Source organism: Methylorubrum podarium, from assembly GCF_040270385.1.
In the GTDB taxonomy this organism is placed as follows: Bacteria; Pseudomonadota; Alphaproteobacteria; order Rhizobiales; family Beijerinckiaceae; genus Methylobacterium; species Methylobacterium podarium.
Genome location: NZ_JBELQE010000052.1, coordinates 26,820 through 48,175, shown reverse-complemented (window position 1 = coordinate 48,175; position 21,356 = coordinate 26,820). Strand labels below are relative to the sequence as shown.

19 protein-coding genes and 1 tRNA gene are annotated in these 21,356 nt (G+C 70.8%); 6 read left to right on the top strand and 14 right to left on the bottom strand.

Translation table 11 applies throughout. From position 1 onward, the window contains the following. Positions 1-31 precede the first annotated feature (31 nt). The 3 genes from ABS772_RS09080 to ABS772_RS09070 are packed head-to-tail and all read right to left on the bottom strand — an operon-like array spanning position 32 to position 5,440. Entirely contained in the window at positions 32-3,241 is a 3,210-nt protein-coding gene (locus ABS772_RS09080) for an error-prone DNA polymerase (protein ID WP_350393895.1), read from the bottom strand. Next, positions 3,238-4,740, bottom strand: coding sequence for a DUF6504 family protein (locus ABS772_RS09075; RefSeq protein WP_350393894.1), 1,503 nt, complete (start codon positions 4,738-4,740; stop codon positions 3,238-3,240). Before ABS772_RS09075 ends, ABS772_RS09080 begins: the two co-directional genes overlap by 4 nt. Next, on the bottom strand, positions 4,655-5,440 hold the full coding sequence (locus ABS772_RS09070) for an ImuA family protein (protein ID WP_350393893.1): 786 nt from the start codon (positions 5,438-5,440) through the stop codon (positions 4,655-4,657). The genes ABS772_RS09075 and ABS772_RS09070 overlap by 86 nt, the downstream gene beginning before the upstream one ends. A gap of 396 nt (positions 5,441-5,836) precedes the next feature. Between ABS772_RS09070 and ABS772_RS09065 the strand changes: the two genes are divergently transcribed. Next, the gene (locus ABS772_RS09065; RefSeq protein WP_238257003.1) at positions 5,837-6,241 is read left to right on the top strand and encodes a response regulator; all 405 of its coding nucleotides are present in this window, start codon (positions 5,837-5,839) and stop codon (positions 6,239-6,241) included. A gap of 126 nt (positions 6,242-6,367) precedes the next feature. On the opposite strand, the gene ABS772_RS09060 is transcribed toward ABS772_RS09065, so the two are convergent. The 4 genes from ABS772_RS09060 to coaD all read right to left on the bottom strand — a co-directional run bounded on the left by ABS772_RS09060 (position 6,368) and on the right by coaD (position 8,404). After that, complete coding sequence (locus ABS772_RS09060) at positions 6,368-6,829, bottom strand: peptidylprolyl isomerase (protein ID WP_012456782.1); 462 nt, start codon at positions 6,827-6,829, stop codon at positions 6,368-6,370. A gap of 3 nt (positions 6,830-6,832) precedes the next feature. Then, entirely contained in the window at positions 6,833-7,264 is a 432-nt protein-coding gene (locus ABS772_RS09055; protein WP_350393890.1) for a hypothetical protein, read from the bottom strand. A 71-nt stretch (positions 7,265-7,335) separates the two neighbouring features. Further along, entirely contained in the window at positions 7,336-7,875 is a 540-nt protein-coding gene (locus ABS772_RS09050; RefSeq protein WP_238257001.1) for a peptidylprolyl isomerase, read from the bottom strand. A gap of 25 nt (positions 7,876-7,900) precedes the next feature. After that, a complete protein-coding gene (coaD, locus tag ABS772_RS09045) occupies positions 7,901-8,404 on the bottom strand; it encodes a pantetheine-phosphate adenylyltransferase (RefSeq protein WP_350393888.1) in 504 nt (167 codons plus the stop codon). A gap of 185 nt (positions 8,405-8,589) precedes the next feature. Here coaD and ABS772_RS09040 point away from each other — a divergent pair, with 185 nt between their 5' ends. Next, complete coding sequence (locus ABS772_RS09040; RefSeq protein ID WP_350393886.1) at positions 8,590-8,847, top strand: GIY-YIG nuclease family protein; 258 nt, start codon at positions 8,590-8,592, stop codon at positions 8,845-8,847. 219 nt (positions 8,848-9,066) lie between these two features. Here ABS772_RS09040 and gyrA read toward each other — a convergent pair whose 3' ends face one another. The 4 genes from gyrA to ABS772_RS09020 form a co-directional block, all read right to left on the bottom strand. After that, positions 9,067-11,793: a DNA gyrase subunit A gene (gene gyrA, locus ABS772_RS09035; RefSeq protein WP_350393884.1), complete on the bottom strand. Its 2,727-nt coding sequence runs from the start codon at positions 11,791-11,793 to the stop codon at positions 9,067-9,069. A 326-nt stretch (positions 11,794-12,119) separates the two neighbouring features. Then, a complete protein-coding gene (mobA, locus tag ABS772_RS09030) occupies positions 12,120-12,722 on the bottom strand; it encodes a molybdenum cofactor guanylyltransferase MobA (RefSeq protein WP_350393882.1) in 603 nt (200 codons plus the stop codon). Between the two features lie 44 nt (positions 12,723-12,766). Then, on the bottom strand, positions 12,767-13,900 hold the full coding sequence (locus ABS772_RS09025; RefSeq protein WP_350393881.1) for an Mrp/NBP35 family ATP-binding protein: 1,134 nt from the start codon (positions 13,898-13,900) through the stop codon (positions 12,767-12,769). Positions 13,901-13,989: 89 nt separating this feature from the next. Beyond that, positions 13,990-14,262, bottom strand: coding sequence for a hypothetical protein (locus ABS772_RS09020; protein WP_238257391.1), 273 nt, complete (start codon positions 14,260-14,262; stop codon positions 13,990-13,992). 142 nt (positions 14,263-14,404) lie between these two features. Between ABS772_RS09020 and ABS772_RS09015 the strand changes: the two genes are divergently transcribed. The 4 genes from ABS772_RS09015 to ABS772_RS09000 all read left to right on the top strand — a co-directional run bounded on the left by ABS772_RS09015 (position 14,405) and on the right by ABS772_RS09000 (position 17,291). After that, positions 14,405-14,908: a pyridoxamine 5'-phosphate oxidase family protein gene (locus tag ABS772_RS09015; protein WP_238257392.1), complete on the top strand. Its 504-nt coding sequence runs from the start codon at positions 14,405-14,407 to the stop codon at positions 14,906-14,908. A gap of 315 nt (positions 14,909-15,223) precedes the next feature. Then, positions 15,224-16,522 (top strand): nicotinate phosphoribosyltransferase, encoded by a 1,299-nt coding sequence (locus ABS772_RS09010; RefSeq protein ID WP_350393878.1) that lies wholly within the window; start codon positions 15,224-15,226, stop codon positions 16,520-16,522. 104 nt (positions 16,523-16,626) lie between these two features. Further along, complete coding sequence (locus ABS772_RS09005; RefSeq protein ID WP_238254366.1) at positions 16,627-16,854, top strand: hypothetical protein; 228 nt, start codon at positions 16,627-16,629, stop codon at positions 16,852-16,854. Further along, positions 16,851-17,291, top strand: coding sequence for a type II toxin-antitoxin system RelE/ParE family toxin (locus tag ABS772_RS09000; protein WP_350393876.1), 441 nt, complete (start codon positions 16,851-16,853; stop codon positions 17,289-17,291). Before ABS772_RS09005 ends, ABS772_RS09000 begins: the two co-directional genes overlap by 4 nt. Here ABS772_RS09000 and ABS772_RS08995 read toward each other — a convergent pair. The 3 genes from ABS772_RS08995 to ABS772_RS08985 form a co-directional block, all read right to left on the bottom strand. Continuing rightward, the gene (locus tag ABS772_RS08995) at positions 17,200-18,597 is read right to left on the bottom strand and encodes an RtcB family protein (RefSeq protein ID WP_350393874.1); all 1,398 of its coding nucleotides are present in this window, start codon (positions 18,595-18,597) and stop codon (positions 17,200-17,202) included. The genes ABS772_RS09000 and ABS772_RS08995 overlap by 92 nt on opposite strands. A 67-nt stretch (positions 18,598-18,664) precedes the next feature. Beyond that, positions 18,665-20,272 carry a TROVE domain-containing protein gene (locus ABS772_RS08990; RefSeq protein WP_350393872.1) on the bottom strand — a complete coding sequence of 536 codons (1,608 nt, stop codon included), beginning with the start codon at positions 20,270-20,272 and terminating at the stop codon, positions 18,665-18,667. Positions 20,273-20,699: 427 nt separating this feature from the next. Continuing rightward, a tRNA-OTHER gene (locus ABS772_RS08985) sits at positions 20,700-20,766 on the bottom strand. Between the last annotated feature and the right edge of the window lie 590 nt (positions 20,767-21,356).

Genomic DNA, 21,356 nt, shown 5'->3' with positions numbered 1-21,356 from the left:
GGATGGATGCATGGAAAGGGAGAGCCGCCGGTCAGCGGAAATTCCGCGCCCGCACCGGCAGCGCCGACGCGCGCGGATCGGGCCGGATCTCCTGGCCGGTCTCGTCGCCGCGGCCGGTGCGCAGGGCGATGGCCTCCTCCTCCTCGCCGATCCGCCGCAGCAGGCCGGAGCGGTCGAACAGCTCCGCCGCCACGAGGTGGACGACTTGGCCGACCCGCTGCACCCGGCCGCGGCAGGCCATCAGCCGAGCGCCGAGCACGACCCGGCGCTGCCGGTCGAACAAGTCGGGCCGGACGATCAGGTTGGCGATGCCGGTCTCGTCCTCCAGGGTCATGAACATCGTGCCCTTGGCCGAGCCCGGCCGCTGGCGCATCAGCACGATCCCGGCCACGACGATGCCCGTCCCGTCGCGCGCCCGATCCAGCGCCGCGCAGGGCCGGGCGCCCAGACCCCCCAGGGTCTCGCGCAGGAAGGCGAGGGGGTGCGCGCGCAGGCTGAGGCCCTTGGCGCAGTAATCGGCCACGACCTCGCCGCCCTGGCTCAGGGCCGGCAGCGACACGGCCGGCTCGGCTCCTTCCGCCGGCTCGGCTGCCGTCGTCTCGGACAGGGCGGCGAAGAGGGGCAGGGGGTCGGACCGCAGGGCCTTGGCCGCCCAGGCCGCCTCGCGCCGGTTGAGGCCGAGGGAGCGGAACGCGTCGGCCCGCACGAGGCAGGTCAGGGAGGCCGCCGGGAGGCCGGTCCGGTCGGCCAGTTCGGGCAGGGAGACGAAGGGGCGCTCAGCCCTCGCCCTGGCGAGACGCCGTCCGTCCCCCTCGGGCAGGCCGCCGGCGAGGCGCAGGCCCAGGCGCACCGCGAAGAGCTTCCGGCCCTCGCCGAGCGGTTCGAGGGTGCAGTCCCACTCCGAAAAATTCACGTCGAGCGGGCGGATCTCGACGCCGTGGGCGCGGGCGTCGCGGACGATCTGCGCGGGGGCGTAGAAGCCCATGGGCTGCGCGTTGAGCAGCGCGGCGCAGAACACGTCCGGATGGTGGCACTTCATCCAGGAGGAGGCGTAGGCGAGCAGCGCGAAGGAGGCGGCGTGGCTCTCGGGGAAGCCGTAGGAGCCAAAGCCTTCGAGCTGCTTGAAGGTGCGCTCGGCGAAGTCCCTGGCGTAGCCGTTGGCGACCATGCCCTCGACGAGGCGCTCCTGGAAGCGGTGGACCCCGCCGGTGAACTTGAAGGTCGCCATGGAGCGGCGGAGTTCGTCGGCCTCGGTCGCCGAGAAGCCGGCGCCGACCATCGCCACCTGCATCGCCTGCTCCTGGAACAGCGGCACGCCGAGGGTCTTCTCCAGCACCGCCTTCAGCTCGGGCGTCGGGTAGGTCACCTCCTCGAGACCCTGGCGGCGGCGCAGGTAGGGGTGGACCATGTCGCCCTGGATCGGGCCCGGACGCACGATCGCCACCTCGATCACGAGGTCGTAGAATTTTCTGGGGGCCATCCGCGGCAGCATCGCCATCTGCGCGCGGCTCTCGATCTGGAACACGCCCAGCGTGTCGGCGCGCCGGATCATCGCGAAGGTGGCCTCATCCTTCGCGGGGATCGAAGCAAGATCGAGCGGCTCGTTCTTGACCTCGGCCAACAAATCGAAGGCGCGGCGCAGGCAGCCGAGCATGCCGAGCCCGAGCACGTCGACCTTCATGAACTTGAGGGCGTCGATATCGTCCTTGTCCCACTCGATGACCTGACGGTCGGCCATCGCCGCGGGCTCCACCGGCACCAGCTCGTCGAGCCGGTCCAGCGTCAGGACGAAGCCGCCGGGATGCTGCGAGAGGTGGCGCGGCACGCCGATCAGCTCGCGGGCGATCTCCAGCGTCAGGCGCAGGCGCCGGTCGCCGGGGTTGAGGTTGAGTTCGCGCAGCTCCCGCTCGCCGACGCCCTCGCTGCTCCAGCTCCAGGTCAGGCGGTTGAGGGCGCCGGTCACGTCCTCGGGCAGGCCCATCACCTTGCCGACCTCGCGCAAGGCACCCCGTGAGCGGAAGCGGCTGACGATGGCGGTGAGCGCCGAGCGGTGGCGGCCGTAGGTCCGGAAAATCCACTGGATCACCTCCTCGCGGCGCTCGTGCTCGAAATCGACGTCGATGTCGGGCGGCTCGCGGCGCGCCTCGGAGACGAAGCGCTCGAACAGCAGGTTCTGCCGGATCGGATCGATCGAGGTGATGCCGAGACAGAAGCAGACCGCGGAGTTGGCGGCCGAGCCGCGGCCCTGGCACAGGATCTTCTGGCCGTTGGCGAAGGCGACGATCGATTCGACCGTGAGGAAGTAGGGGGCGTAGGCGAGCCGCCCGATCAGGTCGAGTTCGTGGCGCAGCTGGCGCGTCACCATCTCCGGCACGCCGGCCGGATAGCGCCGCTGCGCGCCGGCCCAGGTGAGGGTTTCCAGGCGCTCCTGCGGCGAGAGCCCGTCCGCGCGGGCTTCCGTCGGGTAGGTGTAGGCGAGGTCGTCCAGCGAGAAGGTGCAGGCGGCGGCGATCTCGTCCGCCCGCGCCAGCGCCTCGGGGAAGCGCGCGAACAGGCGCGCGGTCTCGGCCGGGGGTTTGAGGAAGCGGTCGGCGTGGCGCTCCTTGGCGAAGCCCGCCCGGTCGATGGTGAGTCCGAGCCGGATGCAGGTCACCACGTCCTGCAGGCGGCGCCGTCCCGCGACGTGGTAGAGGATGTCGCCGGTGGCGACGGCGGGCACCCGCGCGGCGCGCGCGGCGGCGGCCAACGCGTCGAGCCTGTCCGCGTCGTCGGGGCGGAAGCGGCGGGTCAGCGCGAGGGAGGCGCGGGCTCCGAACGTTTTCTTGAACTGGGCGAGAGCGTCCGGGAGGGTCGGCCCCGGCCGTTCGGGGAGAAGGATCGCGAAAAGTCCTTCGTGCCACTCCCCGAGGTCGGCCCATGTCAGGCGGCAGCGGCCCTTGCCGCCGCGCGCCTTGCCCAGGCTGAGCAGGCGGCAGAGCCGGCCGTAGGCGGCCCGGTCGGTCGGATAGACGAGCAGCGGCGAGGAAAGATCGTCGAGGTCGAGCCGGCAGCCGACGACGAGGCGCACGCCCGTCACCTTCGCCGCCTGATGCGCCCGCACCATCCCGGCGAGCGAGCCGTGATCGGTCACCCCGAGCGCCGGGATGCCGAGGAGGCTCGCAGCCGAGAACAGTTCCTCCGGGCTCGACGCGCCGCGCAGGAAGGAGAAGTGCGTCGTGACCTGAAGCTCCGGTGTGCTCACGCCTCGCCGAGCCCGTGCAGCCACCAGCGCCCCTGCGCCTCCATCGGCCCGTCGCGAAACAGCCAGAAGCGCTCGCCGGCTTCCGTCTCGACCCGGTAATAGTCGCGGGCGAGGTCGGCCTCGGCATCCGCGACCCACCACTCGCCGAGGATGCGCTCCGGCCCGTCGGCGCGGGCAATGAGGTGGCGGGTGTTGCGCCAGACGAAGAACAGCGGCGGCGCGTCGGGGATCTCGGCCACGGCCGTGACCGGCTCCGGCGGCGCCAGCAGCCGCGCCGGGCGGGGCAGGTCGGTGGGCCAGACGGCGCCGAGGGGATCGGCCAAGGCCGGCACCCGCCGCACCGCCCGCTCGGGCAGGTCGCTCTCCACCGGCGCCAGCCGGTAGACGCGGGCGGCGCCGAGGCGCACGAGCAGGGTATCGACCAGGGCGGCGAGGTCCGGCGCCTGCGGGCCGGCGGCGAGATGGCTCGCTTGACGCGCGGCAAGGGGCTCGACCCGCGAGGCGCCGAGCCACGCCTCCTCGATGCCGAAGCCGGGATCGACGAGCGCGAGGCGCTCGGCGAGCAGTCGGGCGAGGTGGGCGGCGTCGCGGCTCGGCCGCGCCGTGCCGATCCGGATCGCCTGATCGAGGCGGTCGACCCGGACGAAGACGAGGTCGAGCCGGCGGGCGCCGAGGCCGCGCCGCTCCAGCTCCGGCACGAGCCGGGTGCAGAGATCGGCCACGACCCGCTCCAGGCTCTCGCGGGCGCCGACCGGCTCGGCGAAGCGCAGGGCCACGCAGGGCGTCTCGGGCACGGCGAGCGCCGCCAGCGGCTCCGGCTCGCGGCCGAGCGCCCGGTCGAGGCGGAACAGCAGTTCGGCACCGAAGCGCAGCCGCAGGGCGGCGCGCGGCTTGTCCGTCAGCTCGCCGACGCGCGTCAGGCCGACATCCTGCAGCGCCCGCACCGCCTCGGGGCCGAGCCGCAAAGCCGCCACCGGCAGGGGCGCCAAGGCCTGCGCCGCGCCGCTCGGCGGCACGATCCCGCCCGCGCCGAAGCGGGCCAGACCCCAGGCGCCGCCCGGCGTGTCGGCGAGTGCCAGCCGAACCGCGATGCCCGTTCGCTCCAGGCGGGCGGCGAGGTCGGCGAGCAGCGGCGCCTCGCCGCCGAACAGATGCGCGGCGCCGGTGACGTCGATCAGGAGCCCGTCGGGCGGGTCGAGGGCCACGATCGGCGCGTAGCGCTGGCACCACAGGCCGAGCCGCTCCAGCGCCGCCGCATCCGCCTCGGGCGCGGCGGGCACGAGGTGCAGGCCCGGCACCAGCGCCTGGGCGTGGGCCGCGCTCATGCCCGGGCGCAGGCCGAGGCGGCGGGCGGCGGCGTCCACGCCGGCGAGCACGCGCCGGGCGCCATCCTGCGCCACGGTGGCGAGGGGCTCATCCGGCGGCGCGGCGCTGGACCCGCTCCGGCGCAGCCGGTCGGTCGGCCAGGCCGGCAGGTACAGCGAGACGACCCTGCGCATCGCATGCCTCCACGATCCAAGCCCCCGGCGCCCCGCCGCGGCTGCGCTGCAACTCGAGCCGCCAGCGCGGCCGGCCCAGATGACGGTCCACGCGACGGTTCGGTCCGTCCGAGGGAGCGGGCGCCACCCGCCAGCGGGTTCGCGCGGCGCTGGGCTCGGGCTCGGCGGCCTCGCCCGCGCAGAGCCGGTGCACGACGAGCGCGGTGACGCCCGATCCCTCCGCCGCGAGCTGGAGCCGGCGGGAGGGGGTGAGCCCCATGCGAGTGAGCTCGCCGACGACCCCGGCGAGCCCACGGTGGCGCAGGCCCTCTTCCATGGCCGGCAGCACCTCGGCATCGCGCCACGTCTCGCAATAGACGACCCGGTCGGGATGGAGCCCGACCCGGGCCAGGGCCGGGGCGAACAGGTCGCGGCTGTGCAGGCACCACAGCACCGGCCCGTCGAGCCGGGCCAGGATGCCGCCGGCGAACAGCACGGCGGTGGCGGCGTAGCGCCCGCGCGGGCCCCCCTCGTGGATCTGGTGGAGCGCGCCCAGCGCCAGCCCGCCGCCGGGCAGGGCCGTGTCGAGCCCGCCGACGCCGAAGGGCAGGGTGGGTTGGGCCTCGGACCCGGCGCCGGATCCGGCACCAAGCCCGGCGGTATCCGTCAGCCGGCGAAGCTCGGCCAGCGTCGGCGCGTCGGGGGAGCGGGGAGAGGGCATGGGCGCGGGTTCGAGGGTTGGCTTGCGGGACGTCTCTTAGAACAAAGAGTGAACGCACCTGAGCCGTAACCCGTCAACCGTCCGATCGTTGCCATCCCTGTTGAAAATGCGGATTTTATTCCGGGCGTCGGCTTGACCGCCGAGTCGGCGATGATTCCGCGCCGAGAGCCCTGCACGCAGTGCGGGTGCGACGGCTTATCCCACCTCGAAACTGCATGCGTCACCCTGGCGGATGCAACAAAACCGCCTGCTGTTGCCGCTGAACGACAGACGTTCGGCCCCGCCGTTCTATCGTAATGTCTGCCGGGGACTTTGCCGGAGGATGTCGCGTGGGACGCGCAATCTGCGTTTTTCCCGCGAGCTCTCAAGATATGCCAGGGTCATGAGTGACCGGTCATGAGTGACGCACGACCCACAGGCCGCCGGCCCGTCATCCTCGTCGTCGAGGACGAGCCCGACGAGCGCTACCTCGCGGCCGAGCTGCTGGAGGAGAAAGGCTTCGAGGTGATCGAGGCCGAGACGGCCGAGCGCGCCCTCGACATCCTGCGCCAGCGCGGCGACGGGATCGACGTGGTCTTCTCCGACGTGCGCACGCCGGGCACGATCGGCGGTTTCGAGCTGGCGCGCATCATCGGCGTGACCTGGCCGCGCATCCGCATGCTGCTGACCTCGGGCGACGCGGGCGACCAGCCGAGCGACCTGCGCGTCACCGCGACCTTCATGCCCAAGCCCTGGCGGGCTCCGGAGATCCTGACGTGGCTGGAAGAGGCCGCGGGGCTCAAGGAGCCGCCGGAGGGGTGAGGGCTTCTCTCCTCCCCCTTGCGGGGAGGAGCCGGAGGTGGGGGTGGTGCAGGAGGCACCGCTGAGCCTCGTCCGGAACGACCCCCACCCCGAACCCCTCCCCGCAAGGGGGAGGGGAAATCCCTGTTACGCCGCCGCGACGGTCGCCTTCACGATCCGATCGGGATCGCGCACGGGCTCGCCGCGCTTGATCGTGTCGACCACTTCCATGCCCTCGATCACCTTGCCCCACACCGTGTACTGGCGGTCGAGGAAGCGGGCGTCGGAAAAGCAGATGAAGAACTGCGAGTTGGCCGAGTGCGGGAAGTTGGTGCGCGCCATCGAGCAGGTGCCGCGCACGTGCGGCTCGGCGTTGAACTCGGCGTTCAGGTCGGGCAGCTCAGAGCCGCCGGAGCCGGTGCCGGTCGGGTCGCCGGTCTGGGCCATGAAGCCGTCGATGACCCGGTGGAACGGCACGCCGTCGTAGAAGCCCTGGGAGGCCAGGGTCTTGATCCGCTCGACGTGGTTGGGGGCGAGGTCGGGGCGCAGCGCGATGACGACGCGGCCCTTGGTGGTCTCCAGGACGATGGTCTCGTTCGTCTCTGCCATGGCTTAAATTCCCTGTCCTTTGGGTCCGTCGTAGATGAAGCGCAGCGCCAGGGGGCGCCCCGCGATGGCTCCGCCGAGGGCCGGGGTGAGCCGGACCGGCGTGCAGCGGGCGATCGCGTCGAGCGTCGCCCGAATCAGGATGTCCCGGGTCCGCGCGTCGCCCGGCGCCTTCGCGAAGGTGATCTGCGGCGTGCCGATCACCGAGCCGTCCCGGCGCAGGGAGAGGCGCGCCGTGATCTCCGCCCGCTCGAACCGGCTCAAGCCCTCGGGCACCCGCCAGCAGGCGGCGAGCGCCGGATAGAGCCCCCGCAAAGTGTCGGCCGGGGCCGGTTCCGCCTCCGAGGCGGGCAGCGGTACCCGCTGCGTGCCCCGCAAGGTCTGGGGCAGGCTGCGCCAGGGTTCAATGCCCTCGAACGCATCCGCCCTGCCCGGCACGAGCAGGGCGAGCCCGGCCGCGAGGAGGCCGGCGAGAGCGCCGCCCCAGCGACGCCCGGTGCGTCCGGCCGCTATTGGCCGCCTCCGAGCGTCATCTTCACGATCTTGTCGGGGTTCTGCACCGAGCCGTTATCGGCCTTGGAGCCCTTCTTGATCTTGTCGACCACGTCCATTCCGGAGGTGACGACGCCGACGACGGTGTAGTTGTTGTTCAGGAACTCGGCGTCGCCGATGCAAATGAAGAACTGAGAGTTGGCCGAGTTCGGATCGCCCGAGCGGGCCATGCCGACGGTGCCGCGCTTGAACGGGGCGGAGGAGAACTCGGCGGGGATGTTGGGCAAGCTGGAGCCGCCGGTGCCGTTGCCCTTGGGGTCGCCGGTCTGGACCATGAAGCCGTCGATGACCCGGTGGAACTTCAGGCCGTTGTAGAATCCTTGGGAGATCAGCGTCTTGAGCTGCTTGACGTGCTTCGGCGCGATCTCCGGGCGCAGCTCGATCGTGACGCGCCCGTCCTTGGTCTCGAGGGTGACGGTGTTCTCGCCGGCCCGCGCCGGGGCGGCGAAGAGCGCGGCGGAGAGAGCGAGGCCGAGGAGGGCGTGGCGGCGATTCATGCGGGCGGAAGCTCCGTGGTGGGGATCAGGATTTCGCGAAACGGGCGGCGAGCCGCTGGGCGACGACGGACGGGACGAAGGGCGAGACGTCGCCGCCCATCGCCGCGATCTGGCGCACCAGCGTCGCGGTGATCGGCCGCACGCCGGTGGAGGCGGGCAGGAACACGGTCTGGACCTCGGGCGCCATGGCGCCGTTCATGCCGGCGAGCTGCATCTCGTAGTCGAGGTCGGTGCCGTCGCGCAGACCGCGGATGAACAGGCTGGCGCCGCAGCGCCGAGCGGCCGAGACGGCGAGGTCGTCGAAGGTCACGACCTCCAGGCTCGCCTCCTCCGCGTCGGCGAGCGGTCCGCAGGTCTCGCGCAGCAGGGCGGCGCGCTCCTCGGCCGAGAACAGGGGCGCCTTGCCCGGATGGACGCCGATGGCCAGCACCAGCCGCGGCACGAGGCGGCAGGCCTGCCGCACCACGTCGAGGTGGCCGTTGGTGACCGGATCGAAGGAGCCGGCATAGAGGGCGGTGCGGGTCGTCACGGGACGGGCCTAGAGCATTTTCCCCGCAAACGGAACCCGATCGGCTTTCCGCGTCGTCACATCCCGCCGTCATTCCGGGGCCGCGCAGCGGAACCGGGAATCCATCCGTGATATGCGGCCAAGCATGGCATCACGGGTAGATTCCGGGTTCGCCTTCGGCGCCCCGGAATGACGGAGAGGACAATGTGATCTGTGCCGTCTATCTTCTCGCGCATAAGCGGGACGGCACGCTCTATCTCGGCGTCACCCGCGATTTGAGCCGGCGCGTGTGGGAGCACAAGACCAAGGCGACGCCGGGTTTCACGGCTCGCTACGGCGTCGATCGTCTCGTCTGGTACGAGGTCTACGATCGGATCGATGAGGCGATCGCGCGTGAGAAGGCGCTCAAGAAATGGCGCCGTGCCTGGAAGATCGCTCTGATCGACGCAATGAATCCGAATTAGGTCGATCTCTATGATCGGTTGAACGCCTGATCGGACGACGCACGGCCGCCCTTCCTCCAAATCTCGACACCCGTCATTCCGGGGCGCCGAAGGCGAACCCGGAATCCACCTGTGACGCGCGGCTGAACCGAGTGTCGCGTCTCTTCATGGATTCCGGGTTCCGCTGCGCGGCCCCGGAATGACGTCGAGCGAGAGGAAAAGACCGAGAGCGTCCGCCACTCAGGCCTCGTCCTCGCCGTTCTCCTCCTCGCCCTCGATATGCTCCACCGAGACGACGCGCTCGGCCTTGTCGGTGTTGAACACCGTCACGCCCTGCGAGGCGCGGCCGACGATGCGGATGTCGTCCACCGGCACGCGGATGAGCTGGCCGGCATTGGTGACCAGCATGATCTGGTCCGAGGCCTCCACGGGGAAGGAGGCGACGAGGTGGCCGTTGCGGGGGTTGACCCGCATCGCCGTGATGCCTTTGCCGCCGCGGCCCGAGGTGCGGTACTCGTAGGAGGACGAGCGCTTGCCGAAGCCGCGCTCGGACAGGGTCAGCACGAATTGCTCGGCCCCGCCCATCTCGTTGTAGCGATCCAGCGAGATCGCCGCCTCGGCCGTGCTCTCCTCGGCCTCCGGCGCCTCGGCCTCCTCGCCCGCATCGCCGATCACGGCGCGGCGCATCTTCAGGTAGCCGGCCCGCTCCTCGGGCGAGGCGTCGAAGGCGTTGAGGATCGCCATCGAGATGACGCGGTCGTCCTTGGCCAGCGAAATGCCGCGCACGCCGGTCGAGTCGCGGCCCTTGAAGACGCGCACGTCCTCGACGGGGAAGCGGATGCACTGGCCGAGCGCGGTGGTGAGCAGCACGTTCTGGTCGGCCCGGCAGATCTCGACATGGACGATGTGGTCGCCCGGATCGAGCTTCATCGCGATCTTGCCGTTGCGGTTGACCTGCACGAAGTCGGACAGCTTGTTGCGGCGGACATTGCCGGAGGCGGTGGCGAACATCACGTCGAGGGTCTCCCAGGACGCCTCGTCCTCGGGCAGCGGCATGATCGTGGTGATGCGCTCGCCCTCGTTCTGCAGGTGCAGGATGTTGACGAGCGCCTTGCCCCGCGCGTTCGGGGCGGCGACCGGCAGGCGCCAGACCTTCTCCTTGTAGGCCTGGCCCTGGTCGGAGAAGAACAGGACCGGCGTGTGCGTGTTCGCCACGAACAGCCGCGTGACGAAATCCTCGTCGCGGGTGCTCATGCCGGAGCGGCCCTTGCCGCCGCGCTTCTGCGCCCGGTAGGTCGAGAGCGGCACGCGCTTGACGTAGCCGGCATGGGACACGGTCACGACCATGTCCTCGCGGGCGATCAGATCCTCGTCCTCGACGCTGAAATCGGAATCGATGATCTCGGTCTTGCGGGGCGTCGCGAAGAGTTCGCGCACCTCGGCGAGCTCCTGCTTGACGATCGCCTGGATGCGGGCGCGCGAGCGCAGGATGTCGAGATAGTCGGCGATCTCGTCGGCGAGCTTCTTCAGTTCGTCGCCGATCTCGTCGCGTCCGAGGGCGGTGAGGCGCTGGAGGCGAAGGTCGAGGATGGCGCGGGCCTGGGTCTCGGACAGGCGGTAGGTGCCGTCGTCGGCGACCCGGTGGCGCGGGTCGTCCACCAGCGCGATCAGCGGGGCGATGTCGTGCGCCGGCCAGTCGCGGGCCATCAAGGCTTCGCGGGCGGTGTTCGGATCCGGCGAGGTGCGGATCAGGCGGATCACCTCGTCGATGTTGGCGACGGCGATGGCGAGGCCGCACAACACGTGGGCGCGCTCGCGGGCCTTGTTGAGCAGGAACTTGGTGCGCCGGGAGACGACCTCCTCGCGGAAGTCGTTGAAGGCCAGGAGCAGGTCCTTCAGGTTCATCAGCTCCGGCCGCCCGCCGTTCAACGCCACCATGTTGGCGCCGAACGAGGTCTGGAGCGGGGTGTAGCGGTAGAGCTGGTTCAGCACGACGTCGGCCATGGCGTCGCGCTTGATCTCGACGACGATGCGCATGCCGTCGCGGTCGGATTCGTCGCGCAGGTCCGAGATGCCCTCGATGCGCTTGTCCTTCACCAGCTCGGCGATCTTCTCGATCAGCGTCGCCTTGTTCACCTGATACGGGATCTCGGTGAAGATCAGCGCCTCGCGCTCTTTCCGCAGCTCCTCCACATGCGAGCGGGCGCGCATGATGATCGAGCCGCGGCCGGTGGTGTAGGCCTGCCGCGTGCCGGCGCGGCCCAGGATCATGCCGCCGGTGGGGAAGTCAGGACCCGGCACGATCTCGTTGAGCGCCTCGATGGTGAGGGCCGGATCGTCGATCAGGGCGACGCAGGCATCGACCAGCTCGCCGAGATTGTGCGGCGGGATGTTGGTGGCCATGCCCACCGCGATGCCGCCCGCGCCGTTGACCAGAAGGTTCGGGAAGCGCGCCGGCAGAACCGTCGGCTCCTCGCGGGAATCGTCGTAGTTCGACTGGAAGTCGACGGTGTTCTTGTCGATGTCGCTGAGCAGCGAGATCGCCGGCCGGGCGAGCCGCGACTCGGTGTAGCGCATGGCCGCGGGCGGATCGCCGTCGACCGAGCCGAAATTGCCCTGCCCGTCGATGAGCATCAGGCGCATCGAAAAGTCCTGCGCCATGCGGACCAAGGCGTCGTAGATCGATTGGTCGCCGTGCGGGTGGTACTGACCGATCACGTCGCCGACGATGCGGGCCGACTTGACGTATTTGCGCTCCGGCAGGTGCCCGGACTCGAAGGCCGAGTAGAGGATGCGCCGGTGCACCGGCTTGAGGCCGTCGCGGGCATCGGGCAGCGCCCGGCTCACGATCACGCTCATGGCGTAATCGAGATAGGAGCGACGCATCTCGTCGGTGATGGAGACGGGCTTGATGTCGGTCGCGGGCGGCGGCGTGCCGGCGCCGGGTGCGTCGTTGTCGTCTGCCAACGTCGTTCTCTCGGATTCTGGTTCGGTCGCCCACGGCAGAGCGCCGACGGACGGAGGGGACTACCAAGGAAAGGTCAACAGGCCGCCAATCCCGACCAATCCCCTCATCCTGAGGTGCCGCGAAGCGGCCTCGAAGGATCCTCCAGATCCCGCGCGAGTCCTGGAGGATCCTTCGAGGCTTCCGCTTCGCTCCGGCACCTCAGGATGAGGGGGAGGAGAGGGATAGCCCATCGCCAGCCAAAGGCCGTCGTTTCAGTTACTTAAATATGAATTCCGGGGCTCCGGCACAACATCTGCGGCCCCTCCGATGGCACTTTGCCGACACCTCAGGGACACCGCGCCAGCATCGCCTCGGCGGCGGCCAGATCCTCCGGTGCGTTGAGGTTGAGGAAGGGATCGACCGGCTCCACCGGCCAGGACGCGACCGCCGCCCCGTGCCGCTCGATGAAGCCGCCGACCCGCCGCTCGCCGCGCTCCAACCAGCCGCGCAGGTCGTCGCGCAGCGCCACCGGCCACAGCGCGGAGGTGAAGTGGCGCCGCTCGCCCGAGGCCGCCAGCGCGATCGGCCGGCCCTCCGCCGCGGCCGCGGCGACGAGCCGGGCGACGAAGTCGTGCGGCAGGAACGGCGCGTCGCCGGGCACGCTCGCGACATGGGTGATGCCGGGACGTTCCGCGGCCGCCTCCATCCCGGCGAGGAGGCCGGCCAGCGGCCCCGGATGATCCGGGATCGTGTCGGGCAGGACGGCGCCGGAAAACACGGCCTGGAAGCGGGCGGGATCACCGTTGGCACTGAGCACGAGGCCGCCCGCGCATTGCGGCGCGAGGCGCTCGGCGACGCGCTCCAGCAGGGTGCGTCCGGCGAGCACGCGCAGGGGCTTGTCGCCCCCGCCCATCCGCCGCGACAGGCCGCCGGCCAGGACGAGGCCCAATATCCCCGACCCCGATATCCCCGACCCGGAGACCGGGCGAGAGCTCACTCGATGACGATCCGCGGCGCCGCCCGGCCGGCGGGCGCGCCGGTGAGGTTGCCCCAGAGCTTCTCGGCGATCTCGCGGTAGACCTTGGCCTGCGGCCCGTCCGGATCGGTGGCGACCACGGGCCGGCCGGCATCCGAGGTCTCGCGGATCGCCATGGTGAGCGGGATCTCGCCGAGGAACGGCACCTCCAGCCGCTGCGCCTCCTGGCGGGCGCCGCCATGGCCGAAGATCGCGGAGGCCGCCCCGCAATTCGGGCAGATGAAGGTCGCCATGTTCTCGATCACGCCGAGGATCGGCACCGAGACCTTGCGGAACATCGTCACGCCGCGGCGCGCGTCGATCAGCGCCAGATCCTGCGGTGTCGAGACGATGACGGCGCCCGACAGCGGCGTCGCCTGGGCCATGGTGAGCTGCGCGTCGCCGGTGCCGGGGGGCATGTCGACGACGAGCACGTCGAGCTCGCCCCAGGCCACGTCCCGCAGCATCTGGGTGATCGCCGACTGCACCATCGGCCCGCGCCAGATCATCGCCGATTCCGGCTCGATCAGGAAACCAATCGACATCGCCTTGAGGCCGTAGGCCTGCATCGGCTCGAGAGTCTTGCCCTCGATCACCCGCGGCTTGCCGGAGAGCCCGAGAAGCTTCGGCACCGAGGGGCCGTAGATATCGGCATCGAGCAGGCCGACCCGCAGGCCCTGCGCGCCGAGCGCCAGGGCGAGGTTGCAGGCGGTGGTGGACTTGCCGACGCCGCCCTTGCCCGAGGCCACCGCCACGATGTGGCGCACGCCCGGCAAGGCATTCCCATGGGCGTTGCCCTGGCGCGGCGGCGCACCGGGTCCGGGCGGGCGCGGCGCGGCGCCCGGGGCGGGCGCGTTCGACGCCCGCTCGGCGGTGAGGCTCGCCAGTACACTCGACACGCCGGGCAGCGCCAGCACGCGACCCTCCGCCTCGCGGCGCACCGGCTCGAACCGCTCGGCCTCGCTCGGATCGATCAGGATCGAGAACATCACCCGGTTGCCCGGATCGATCACCACCTGGGACAGGCGGCCGGAGCCGGGCAGGGTGGTGCCGCCGCGGTCAACCGTCACGGTCGAGAGCGCCTTCAGCACGTCGTCGCGCGTGATCGCCAAAACTCAAGCTCCATCGGGCGTCGGGCGGAACCGTCCGCCCCCGTTCATCTAACCGGCCCCGCGCGAAACGCCAGCCCGAGCGCGTCGCCTCACCGCCGCCGGCCCGGCGGAATGGCGATCAGGTTGCACTCCTCCATCGGCCCGCGCACCACCGAGCCGTCGCCGCGCCGGTAGACGCCGCGGCGGACATGCCGGCAGCCGACCGGGCCGCGCAGCCGCCTCACCCGCTCGATATGGACGCTGCGGTAGCGCCGGTTCGAGAAATCGTGGCCGCCGATGCGCACGCCGGGGCCGAAGCGCACCTCGGCCGAGGCCGGCCCCGCGAGGGCCGCCAGCAGCACCGCGAACCATGCAACCCTCATCTCGTCCCCTTCCGAAGTCCTGCCTGAACCAAGCCCGGCCTCGCTCGTTGTCGAGGCAATCGCCGGGTGGCGCTCATGGGGCCGCGCTGATGGCCGCTCCCGCCCGGCTCACGCCATCGACGACATTCGGAGAACGGATCTCATGCACCAGGGCAACCATCGCGACCACGAGGGCGCGAAGAAGCTCTTCGAGCTGACCAAGGACGTCAAGGTCGCGATGCTGACCACCGCCGACCAGAACGGCACCCTGAACAGCCGCCCGATGTGGAACAACGAGATCGACGAGAACGGCGATATCTGGTTCTTCACCAAGTTGCACAGCCCGAAGACCGCCGAGATCGGCCGCGACAACCAGGTCAACCTCGCCTATTCGGACCCGTCGAGCCAGACCTACGTCTCGATCGCCGGCAAGGCCGAGGTGATCCGCGACCAGAAGCTCATCGACGAGAAGTGGCAGGAGAGTCTCAAGACGTGGTTCCCCAACGGCAAGGACGACCCGGAGGTCGGCCTGATCCGCATCCACCCCGAACAGGGCGAGTACTGGGACAGCCCGTCGAGCAAGATGGTCCACCTCTACGGCTACGTGAAGGCTTCGCTCACCGGCGAGAGCCCGAAGACCGAAACCAAGAAGGTCAACCTCGCCTGATTTTTTCGGAAGGGAGCCTCTTACGGCCTCCGACCGATCGCTTCGGGGTCCGCTAAACTCCGTCATCGCGAGCGTCGGCGAAGCGATCCAGTCCGCGACATTTCCGGAGGGGTCGCGCCCTGGATCGCCACGGCTTCGCCTCGCGATGACGGGGAAGAGGCCGGAGCGTTCGTTCCACGGCTTTGCATGACGCGTCACGCTCCCGCCTCAAGGGCGGGGGCGCTTTTTTCGTCATGCGGCCTTGCACCCGTCGCCGTTGATCGCCGAGACGATCCGCCTCAAGCTTGGGCGACACGCCCCGAACACGGACGGCCCATGATCGACCTCGCGAAGCGGGTTTACGACCACAACTTCCGCATCGACCCGATCGTGCGCTCGCTGCTCGATACGGATTTCTACAAGCTCCTGATGGCGCAGATGATCTTCCGCCGTCATCGCGACGTGGCCGTCACCTTCGCGATCCAGAACCGCACGCGGAGCGTGCGGGTGGCCGACGAGATCGATCTCGGCGAGTTGCGGGCGCAACTCGACCACGCCCGCACGGTCGGGCTGAGCCGGGGCGAATCCACCTGGCTTCGCGGCAACACCTTCTACGGCAAGCGCCAGATCCTCTCCTCCGACTTCATGGCGTGGTTCGAGAATTTCCGCCTGCCCGAGTACGAGCTGGAGGTGCGGGAGGGGCAGGTGGCGCTCACCTTCCACGGTCCCTGGGTCGAGACCACGATGTGGGAGGTGCCGGCGCTGGCGATCCTCAACGAGCTGCGCTCCCGCGCCGTGCTGCGGGATCTCGGCAAGTTCGAGCTGCAGGTGCTCTACGCCCGCGCCATGACCCGGGTCTGGGAGAAGATCGAGCGCCTGAAGCGCCTCCCCGACCTCTCCATCGCCGATTTCGGCACGCGCCGCCGCCACGGCTTCCTGTGGCAGGACTGGTGCGTGCAGGCGATGATGGAGGGCTTGGGCGAGCGGGCCTTCCTCGGCACCTCGAACTGCCTGATCGCGCTGCGCCGCGAGGTCGAGGCGGTCGGCACCAACGCCCACGAACTGCCGATGGTCTACGCCGCACTCAGCGGCGACGACGACGCGGCCTTGGCAGCCTCCCCCTACGCGGTGCTCGCCGACTGGCAGCAGGACTACGCCGGCAACCTGCTGGTGGCGCTCCCCGACACCTACGGCACCACCGGCTTCCTCGCCAACGCCCCCGACTGGCTCACCGCCTGGACCGGCATCCGGATCGATTCGAAGGAGCCGATCGAGGGCGGCGAGGAGGCGCTGGCCTTCTGGGAATCGCGGGGCTGCGACCCGCGCGAGAAGCTCGCGATCTTCTCCGACGGGCTCGACATCGACGACATCGAGGCGATCCACGCGCAGTTCCACGGCCGCATGCGCATCGGCTACGGCTGGGGCACCCGGCTCACCAACGACTTTCGCGGACTGGTGCCGGAGGGGCGGCTCGACCCGATCTCGGTGGTCTGCAAGGTGACGGAGGCGCAGGGCCGCCCGACGGTGAAGATCTCCGACAACCCGAGCAAGGCCCAGGGACCGGCGGCGGAGGTGGAGCGCTACAAGCGGGTTTTTGGGGTCGGCGAGCAGGCCGCGATGGCGGTGGTGGTGTGAGTCGAGGCTCCGCGAGAATATCCCGCTGAAATCGGACCGATTCCGACACCAGTGGTTTCGTTGGACTGATTTTCCGACGTCCGTAAGTCGTGCATAATGGACGCATGACCGAACTTCTGGAACGGGCGATCGAGCGCGTTCGCGCCCTCTCGCCCGAAGCGCAGGACGACATGGCCCGCGTGCTTCTCAGCCTTGCCGGAGACGACGAGCCGGTCTTCACGCTGACACCCGAGGAGGAGGCGTCGTTCGCCAATTCCCGTGCCCAGGCGGCGCGGCGGGAGTTTGCGACGGACGAGCAGGTGCGAGCGATCTGGGCGAAGCACGGCCTGTGAGGCTGCGCTACACTCCGGACGCCGCCGCGGAACTCGACGCCGTCCTGGCCTACATCGCCGAACGGTCGCCACAGGGCGCGCGACGCGTCCAGCGTCGCATCCGGACCGTGACCGATCTGCTGTTGGAGCATCCTCGCAGCGGGCGCCCAACCAGCCTTCCGCGCATGCGGCGCATCGTGGCGACACCCTATCCCTATCGATCTTCTACGAAGCGAGCGAGGACGACCTCATCATCCTCGGTATCCGGCACGCCGCCCGTGATCCGGCATCCATGCCCGACATGCCCTGAGACGCGTCGGCGAAACCGCAAAAAAGCGGCGCCGGGCTTCTCACCCGGCGCCGCCGTCACGTCGCCGCCTCCGCGGCCGCCTTGGTCGCCCGCTTCGCCTCCGCCTTCTTCCGCCACGGCGCCTCGGCCTCCCAGTCGCCGGCCATGATGCAGCCGTAGGGCTCTACCGTGTCGACGACCTCGGCCAGATCGTACTTGGCGATCTGGGCCCGGACGCTGCCGGCGTCCTTGTAGGCGCCCGGCAGCTCCGAGAGGTCCGGCTTTCCGCAGAAGAAGCGCACGTCGATGCCCTCGGGCAGGACGGACGCGTTCTCGCGCAGGAAGGCCTTGCGGCTCATGTTGCGGCCCGCCCCGTGCGGGGCGAAACCGAGCGAGGCCGCGTGGTCGCGGTGGCGGGCGATCAGGATCGGCTCGGCCATGTTGAGCGGGATCAGCGTGCGCCCGTCATCGTCGGCCGAGAACCCCGCCCACGACGGGGTCGCCCCCTTGCCGTGGTAGTAGAGCCCGTCCGCGCGGCGGAAGACGAAGTTGTGCTCGTTCCAGAACCGGTCCGCGACGGCGTTGCCCAGCTTGCGCGCCACGAGGTCGTGGAGCGCGAAGTGGCTGGCCTTGGTCCAGTCCCGGACGATCTGCAGCGCCTCCCAGTAGGCCCGGCCGTCGTCGGATTCCACCTTGATCCAGGCGTTGTGCGCCGGGACCCGCGGAGCGACGATCGCCGTGTGGCGGCGCGCGGCGGCCAGGCCCTTCTTGTAGAGCTGGGCGCCGAGCCCCCGCGAGCCGTGATGGGTGACGAGCGCCACCTGCCCCGTCGAGGCGAGGTGCCCCACAGAGGCGAAGTGGTTGCCGTCGCCCTGGCTCGCGAAATGCCCGACCGCGAGCCCGGCGAACTCGGCGAGGAAGCGGTTGCCCGCCACCCCCGCCATCACCGCGTCCGGCGGCGCGACCACGCCCTTGCGCCCGCCGGGCCCGAAATGCGTGACCGCCTGCACGGCGTCGAGCACGCGCTTCGGATCGTCGGCACGGCGAAAGACGGTGATCGCCACCGAGCAGCAGATGTCCGCCGAGTGGAAGCCCGGATGGATCGCGTCCTCGCAGGCGACCGCGCCGCCCACGGGGATCGTGCCCTCGGCCAGGCCCGAGGGGCAGGCATCCGGCATCACCGCGCCCTTGACGATGGTCGGCACCCGCATGAGCGCGTCCATATGCGCGATCACCGCGGCCGCGTTGGCCCGCTCGGCCGCCGTCTCGGCGTCGAGGAAGACGCCGAAGTCGAGTCCGTTCGTGCGCATCGGGATCGGGTTGGCGCCGGGCTCGATCGCGCGCAGATGCGCCAGGATCGCCGCGTCGTCGGCGCCCTCGCCGCGCATCGCGTTGGCGATGGCCACCGCGCGCTTGAACCACTCGCCGGGCCGGAAGCCCCAGGCGATGAGATCGCGTCCGTTGATCGCGGACATGGTGCCGCTCCGTCTTCTCGAGGTCTCGGGACCGGAGCGGACGGCGCATCGCCGTCCGCTCCTCTCGTCAGCCGCCGCGGATAAAATCCGCGATCAGCGCGGGCGCCGCCGTGTCGAAGCCGACCACGTCGAGCATGCCCGCGTCCTCCGGGTCGGCGATGCTGAAGCCGTTGGAGACGAGCCCCACGACCACGAGCTTCGCCGGAATCCCGGTCTTCTCCCGGTACGCCCGCAGCGCCTGGACCGGGTGGACCGGGCCGGCCCAGGTCTCCGAGTCCGTGTAGACCACGAACGCGTCGGCCTGGACGCCCCGCTCCAGCGCCCACCGCATCGGCAGCGCGCAATCCGTCCCGCCGAAGGGCAGGTCGGCGGTCGCCGCCACCGCCTGGTCGAGCCGCATGGACGGCCCGATCGGGAGGCTGGTCAGCACCGTCCCCTCGCTCCAGGACTGGCCGGGCTCAGCGGTGAAGCCGAGAACCTGCCAGTGCTCCTCCGTCGCCGCGGTGACGAGCGCCATCGCGGCGGCCGCCTCCCGGGGCGTCAGGGCGGAACCCGCGACCGAGCCGCAGGCCATGGAGCCCGAGACGTCCAGCGCCAGCACGAGGCGCCGGCCCGTGGGCTCGACGTTCGCGAAGGCGGTGTAGAACGCCGCGTTCAGCGCCTCGACGATGGCCGCCACCGGCTCCCAGGAGAGCCGGCCGCGCTGGCCGTGCCCGGACGCGTAGGTCCGGAGCGCGACGAGCAGCGCCATCGGGTGCAGGCGCGCCTTCAGCAGGCGCTCCCGGTCCGACAGCACGGACACCACGTGCTCGGTCGCCGCGGTGAAGGGCGCGAGCGCCCCCGACGCGGTGAGACGGCCGAGCTGGCGCACGAGGGCGCCGACCGGCATGCGCTCGATCAGGGCCTCGTTCACCGCGCGGCTCGTCATCAGCCCCGTCGGCAGCGCCTCCCAGGGGAGGTCGTGCGCGCGCACCTGCGCCGCCGCGAAGGCGCCGTCGACGCCCTCCGCCTGCACCGCAGCGAAGGCGTGGACGAGGGCGGGGGTCGCCTCGGTCAGCGTGCCGCGGCAGATCCAGTCGAACAGCGCCTTCCGGGCCGGCTCGTCCGTCTCCGGATGAGCGAGCCGCAGGAGGTCGCGGTGCGACCAGCCCTGGCGGGCGCGGTACTTCACCGCCTGGTAGGCGAGCGCGTCCACCGGACGCGCCCGGTACCACTCCCCGACCGCGCGCCGCAGCGCCCGGCCCCAGCCGCGCATCGCCTCGACGGCGCCCGCGAACTGGAACAGGTGCGTGCCGGTGCGGCAGACCCGGGGCAGGGCGGCGAGCGCCAGCCGACGGGTCTCCTCCGCTTCCGCGGAGGCCGCGAGCGCGAGGGCGAAGATCGCCGGATCCTGCTTCGGCGCGCGGCCCGCCGCGCTCATCGCGACGATGACCGCCACCGCCCGGGCGCCGTCCTCACGGATGCAGCGCATCACCGCGGCGGCGTTCTCCCGGGTCAGGTCCCGCTCGCCCGCGTAGTACGAGCCGCCCTCCGCGCCGAGCACGAGGAAGCGGTCGAGCCGCGCCCAGTCGCTCACGGCGAAGGAATGGCCGCCGGCCGAGTTCGGCACGGTGCGGGGAAGGGGCTCCGACTGCGGGGTGCGCCGGAGCGAGAACAGCTTTCCATAGTTCAACATCGCTCGCTCCTTTCTCCGCGGGGTTCTTGTGGGACTTGCCCCGAGGCTCGTTGCGGCCGTGCGGGCGTGGATCGTTGCGAGGGACCGGCGCCTTGCGACGCCCGGGATTCGAACCCTGAGGACCAGATCACCCTCGCAATCCGGCCCGCACGGCCGAATTGGTTTTTTGTCGGCGACCGTGCGGGCGTGGGGGGAGACGGGCGCTCCGCTCGCGTGGCATGCGTCGCCCGTCCGCCACCCGGGCATCGGACCTCGCGGCCCGTGGGATTCGAACCCGGCCTTCCGGCCGACGTTCACCCGTCTCCATCGGCCCGCACGGCCGATTCTCTTGTCGGTTTGCGCCCTCGGGCGGACGATCGTCCGCCTCCGGGTCGCGCGGTCATGGGGTGAGGAAAGAGGCACTCTATCCGGACTGAGCTACGGGCCTTGCAGCCCGGCGGGATTCGAACCCGCGACCTCCTCATGAGAATGATAACCTTTCCTCCTCGGCCCGCGCGATTTAGCTATATTTTCCTATTGTCCGGCCGCGCTCGGCCCTGCGGTCATGGGGATCGGGGACGGGTGTGACTGAGCTACGGGCAAGCCCGGCGGAGTTCGAATCCGCGACCTCCGCGGCGGATGCCGCGGCGCTCTACCGAGAACCGTCCCCTGCCGGCCCGCAGGGGCCGCCGGGATCAGATCGGGGGATCAGGCCTTCAGCCGGAGCGAAGGCCACGCGGGCATGGGGGTGCGAACGGGAATGTCCTTGCGGACAACCGCGCCGTCCACCCGAGGGCGTCCGGCATTCGATTCCCTGAGATAACCGTCCGCTATCGGCCCGCGTGGCCGAACAGCTCCCGTGCGATCGGATAGGACCGCATCGACCCTGGCCGCCCGGACCCTGGACGGGCGAAAGCGGCGACGCATAGATCGTCGTGTTTCATGCCTTGCTCCGTCGAGGCGGGGCCAATGGGAAGCGCGGACGTGTGAACGGGCAATCGGATGGCTTCACGTGACAGGTGATAACCGATGCCCACCGGCCCGCGCCGGTGATGATTGTTCGAGCCGAGAGCCGGGCGTGGATGCGAAGGAGCGGCCGATACCC

Coding starts and splice junctions, on each gene's coding strand:
- ABS772_RS09075 (WP_350393894.1), bottom strand. CDS start 4,740: ATGCGCAGGGTCGTCTCGCTGTACCTGCCGGCCTGGCCGACCGACCGG.
- ABS772_RS09070 (WP_350393893.1), bottom strand. CDS start 5,440: ATGCCCTCTCCCCGCTCCCCCGACGCGCCGACGCTGGCCGAGCTTCGC.
- ABS772_RS09065 (WP_238257003.1), top strand. CDS start 5,837: ATGAGTGACGCACGACCCACAGGCCGCCGGCCCGTCATCCTCGTCGTC.
- ABS772_RS09060 (WP_012456782.1), bottom strand. CDS start 6,829: ATGGCAGAGACGAACGAGACCATCGTCCTGGAGACCACCAAGGGCCGC.
- ABS772_RS09050 (WP_238257001.1), bottom strand. CDS start 7,875: ATGAATCGCCGCCACGCCCTCCTCGGCCTCGCTCTCTCCGCCGCGCTC.
- ABS772_RS09020 (WP_238257391.1), bottom strand. CDS start 14,262: ATGAGGGTTGCATGGTTCGCGGTGCTGCTGGCGGCCCTCGCGGGGCCG.
- ABS772_RS09015 (WP_238257392.1), top strand. CDS start 14,405: ATGCACCAGGGCAACCATCGCGACCACGAGGGCGCGAAGAAGCTCTTC.
- ABS772_RS09010 (WP_350393878.1), top strand. CDS start 15,224: ATGATCGACCTCGCGAAGCGGGTTTACGACCACAACTTCCGCATCGAC.
- ABS772_RS09005 (WP_238254366.1), top strand. CDS start 16,627: ATGACCGAACTTCTGGAACGGGCGATCGAGCGCGTTCGCGCCCTCTCG.
- ABS772_RS08995 (WP_350393874.1), bottom strand. CDS start 18,597: ATGTCCGCGATCAACGGACGCGATCTCATCGCCTGGGGCTTCCGGCCC.
- ABS772_RS08990 (WP_350393872.1), bottom strand. CDS start 20,272: ATGTTGAACTATGGAAAGCTGTTCTCGCTCCGGCGCACCCCGCAGTCG.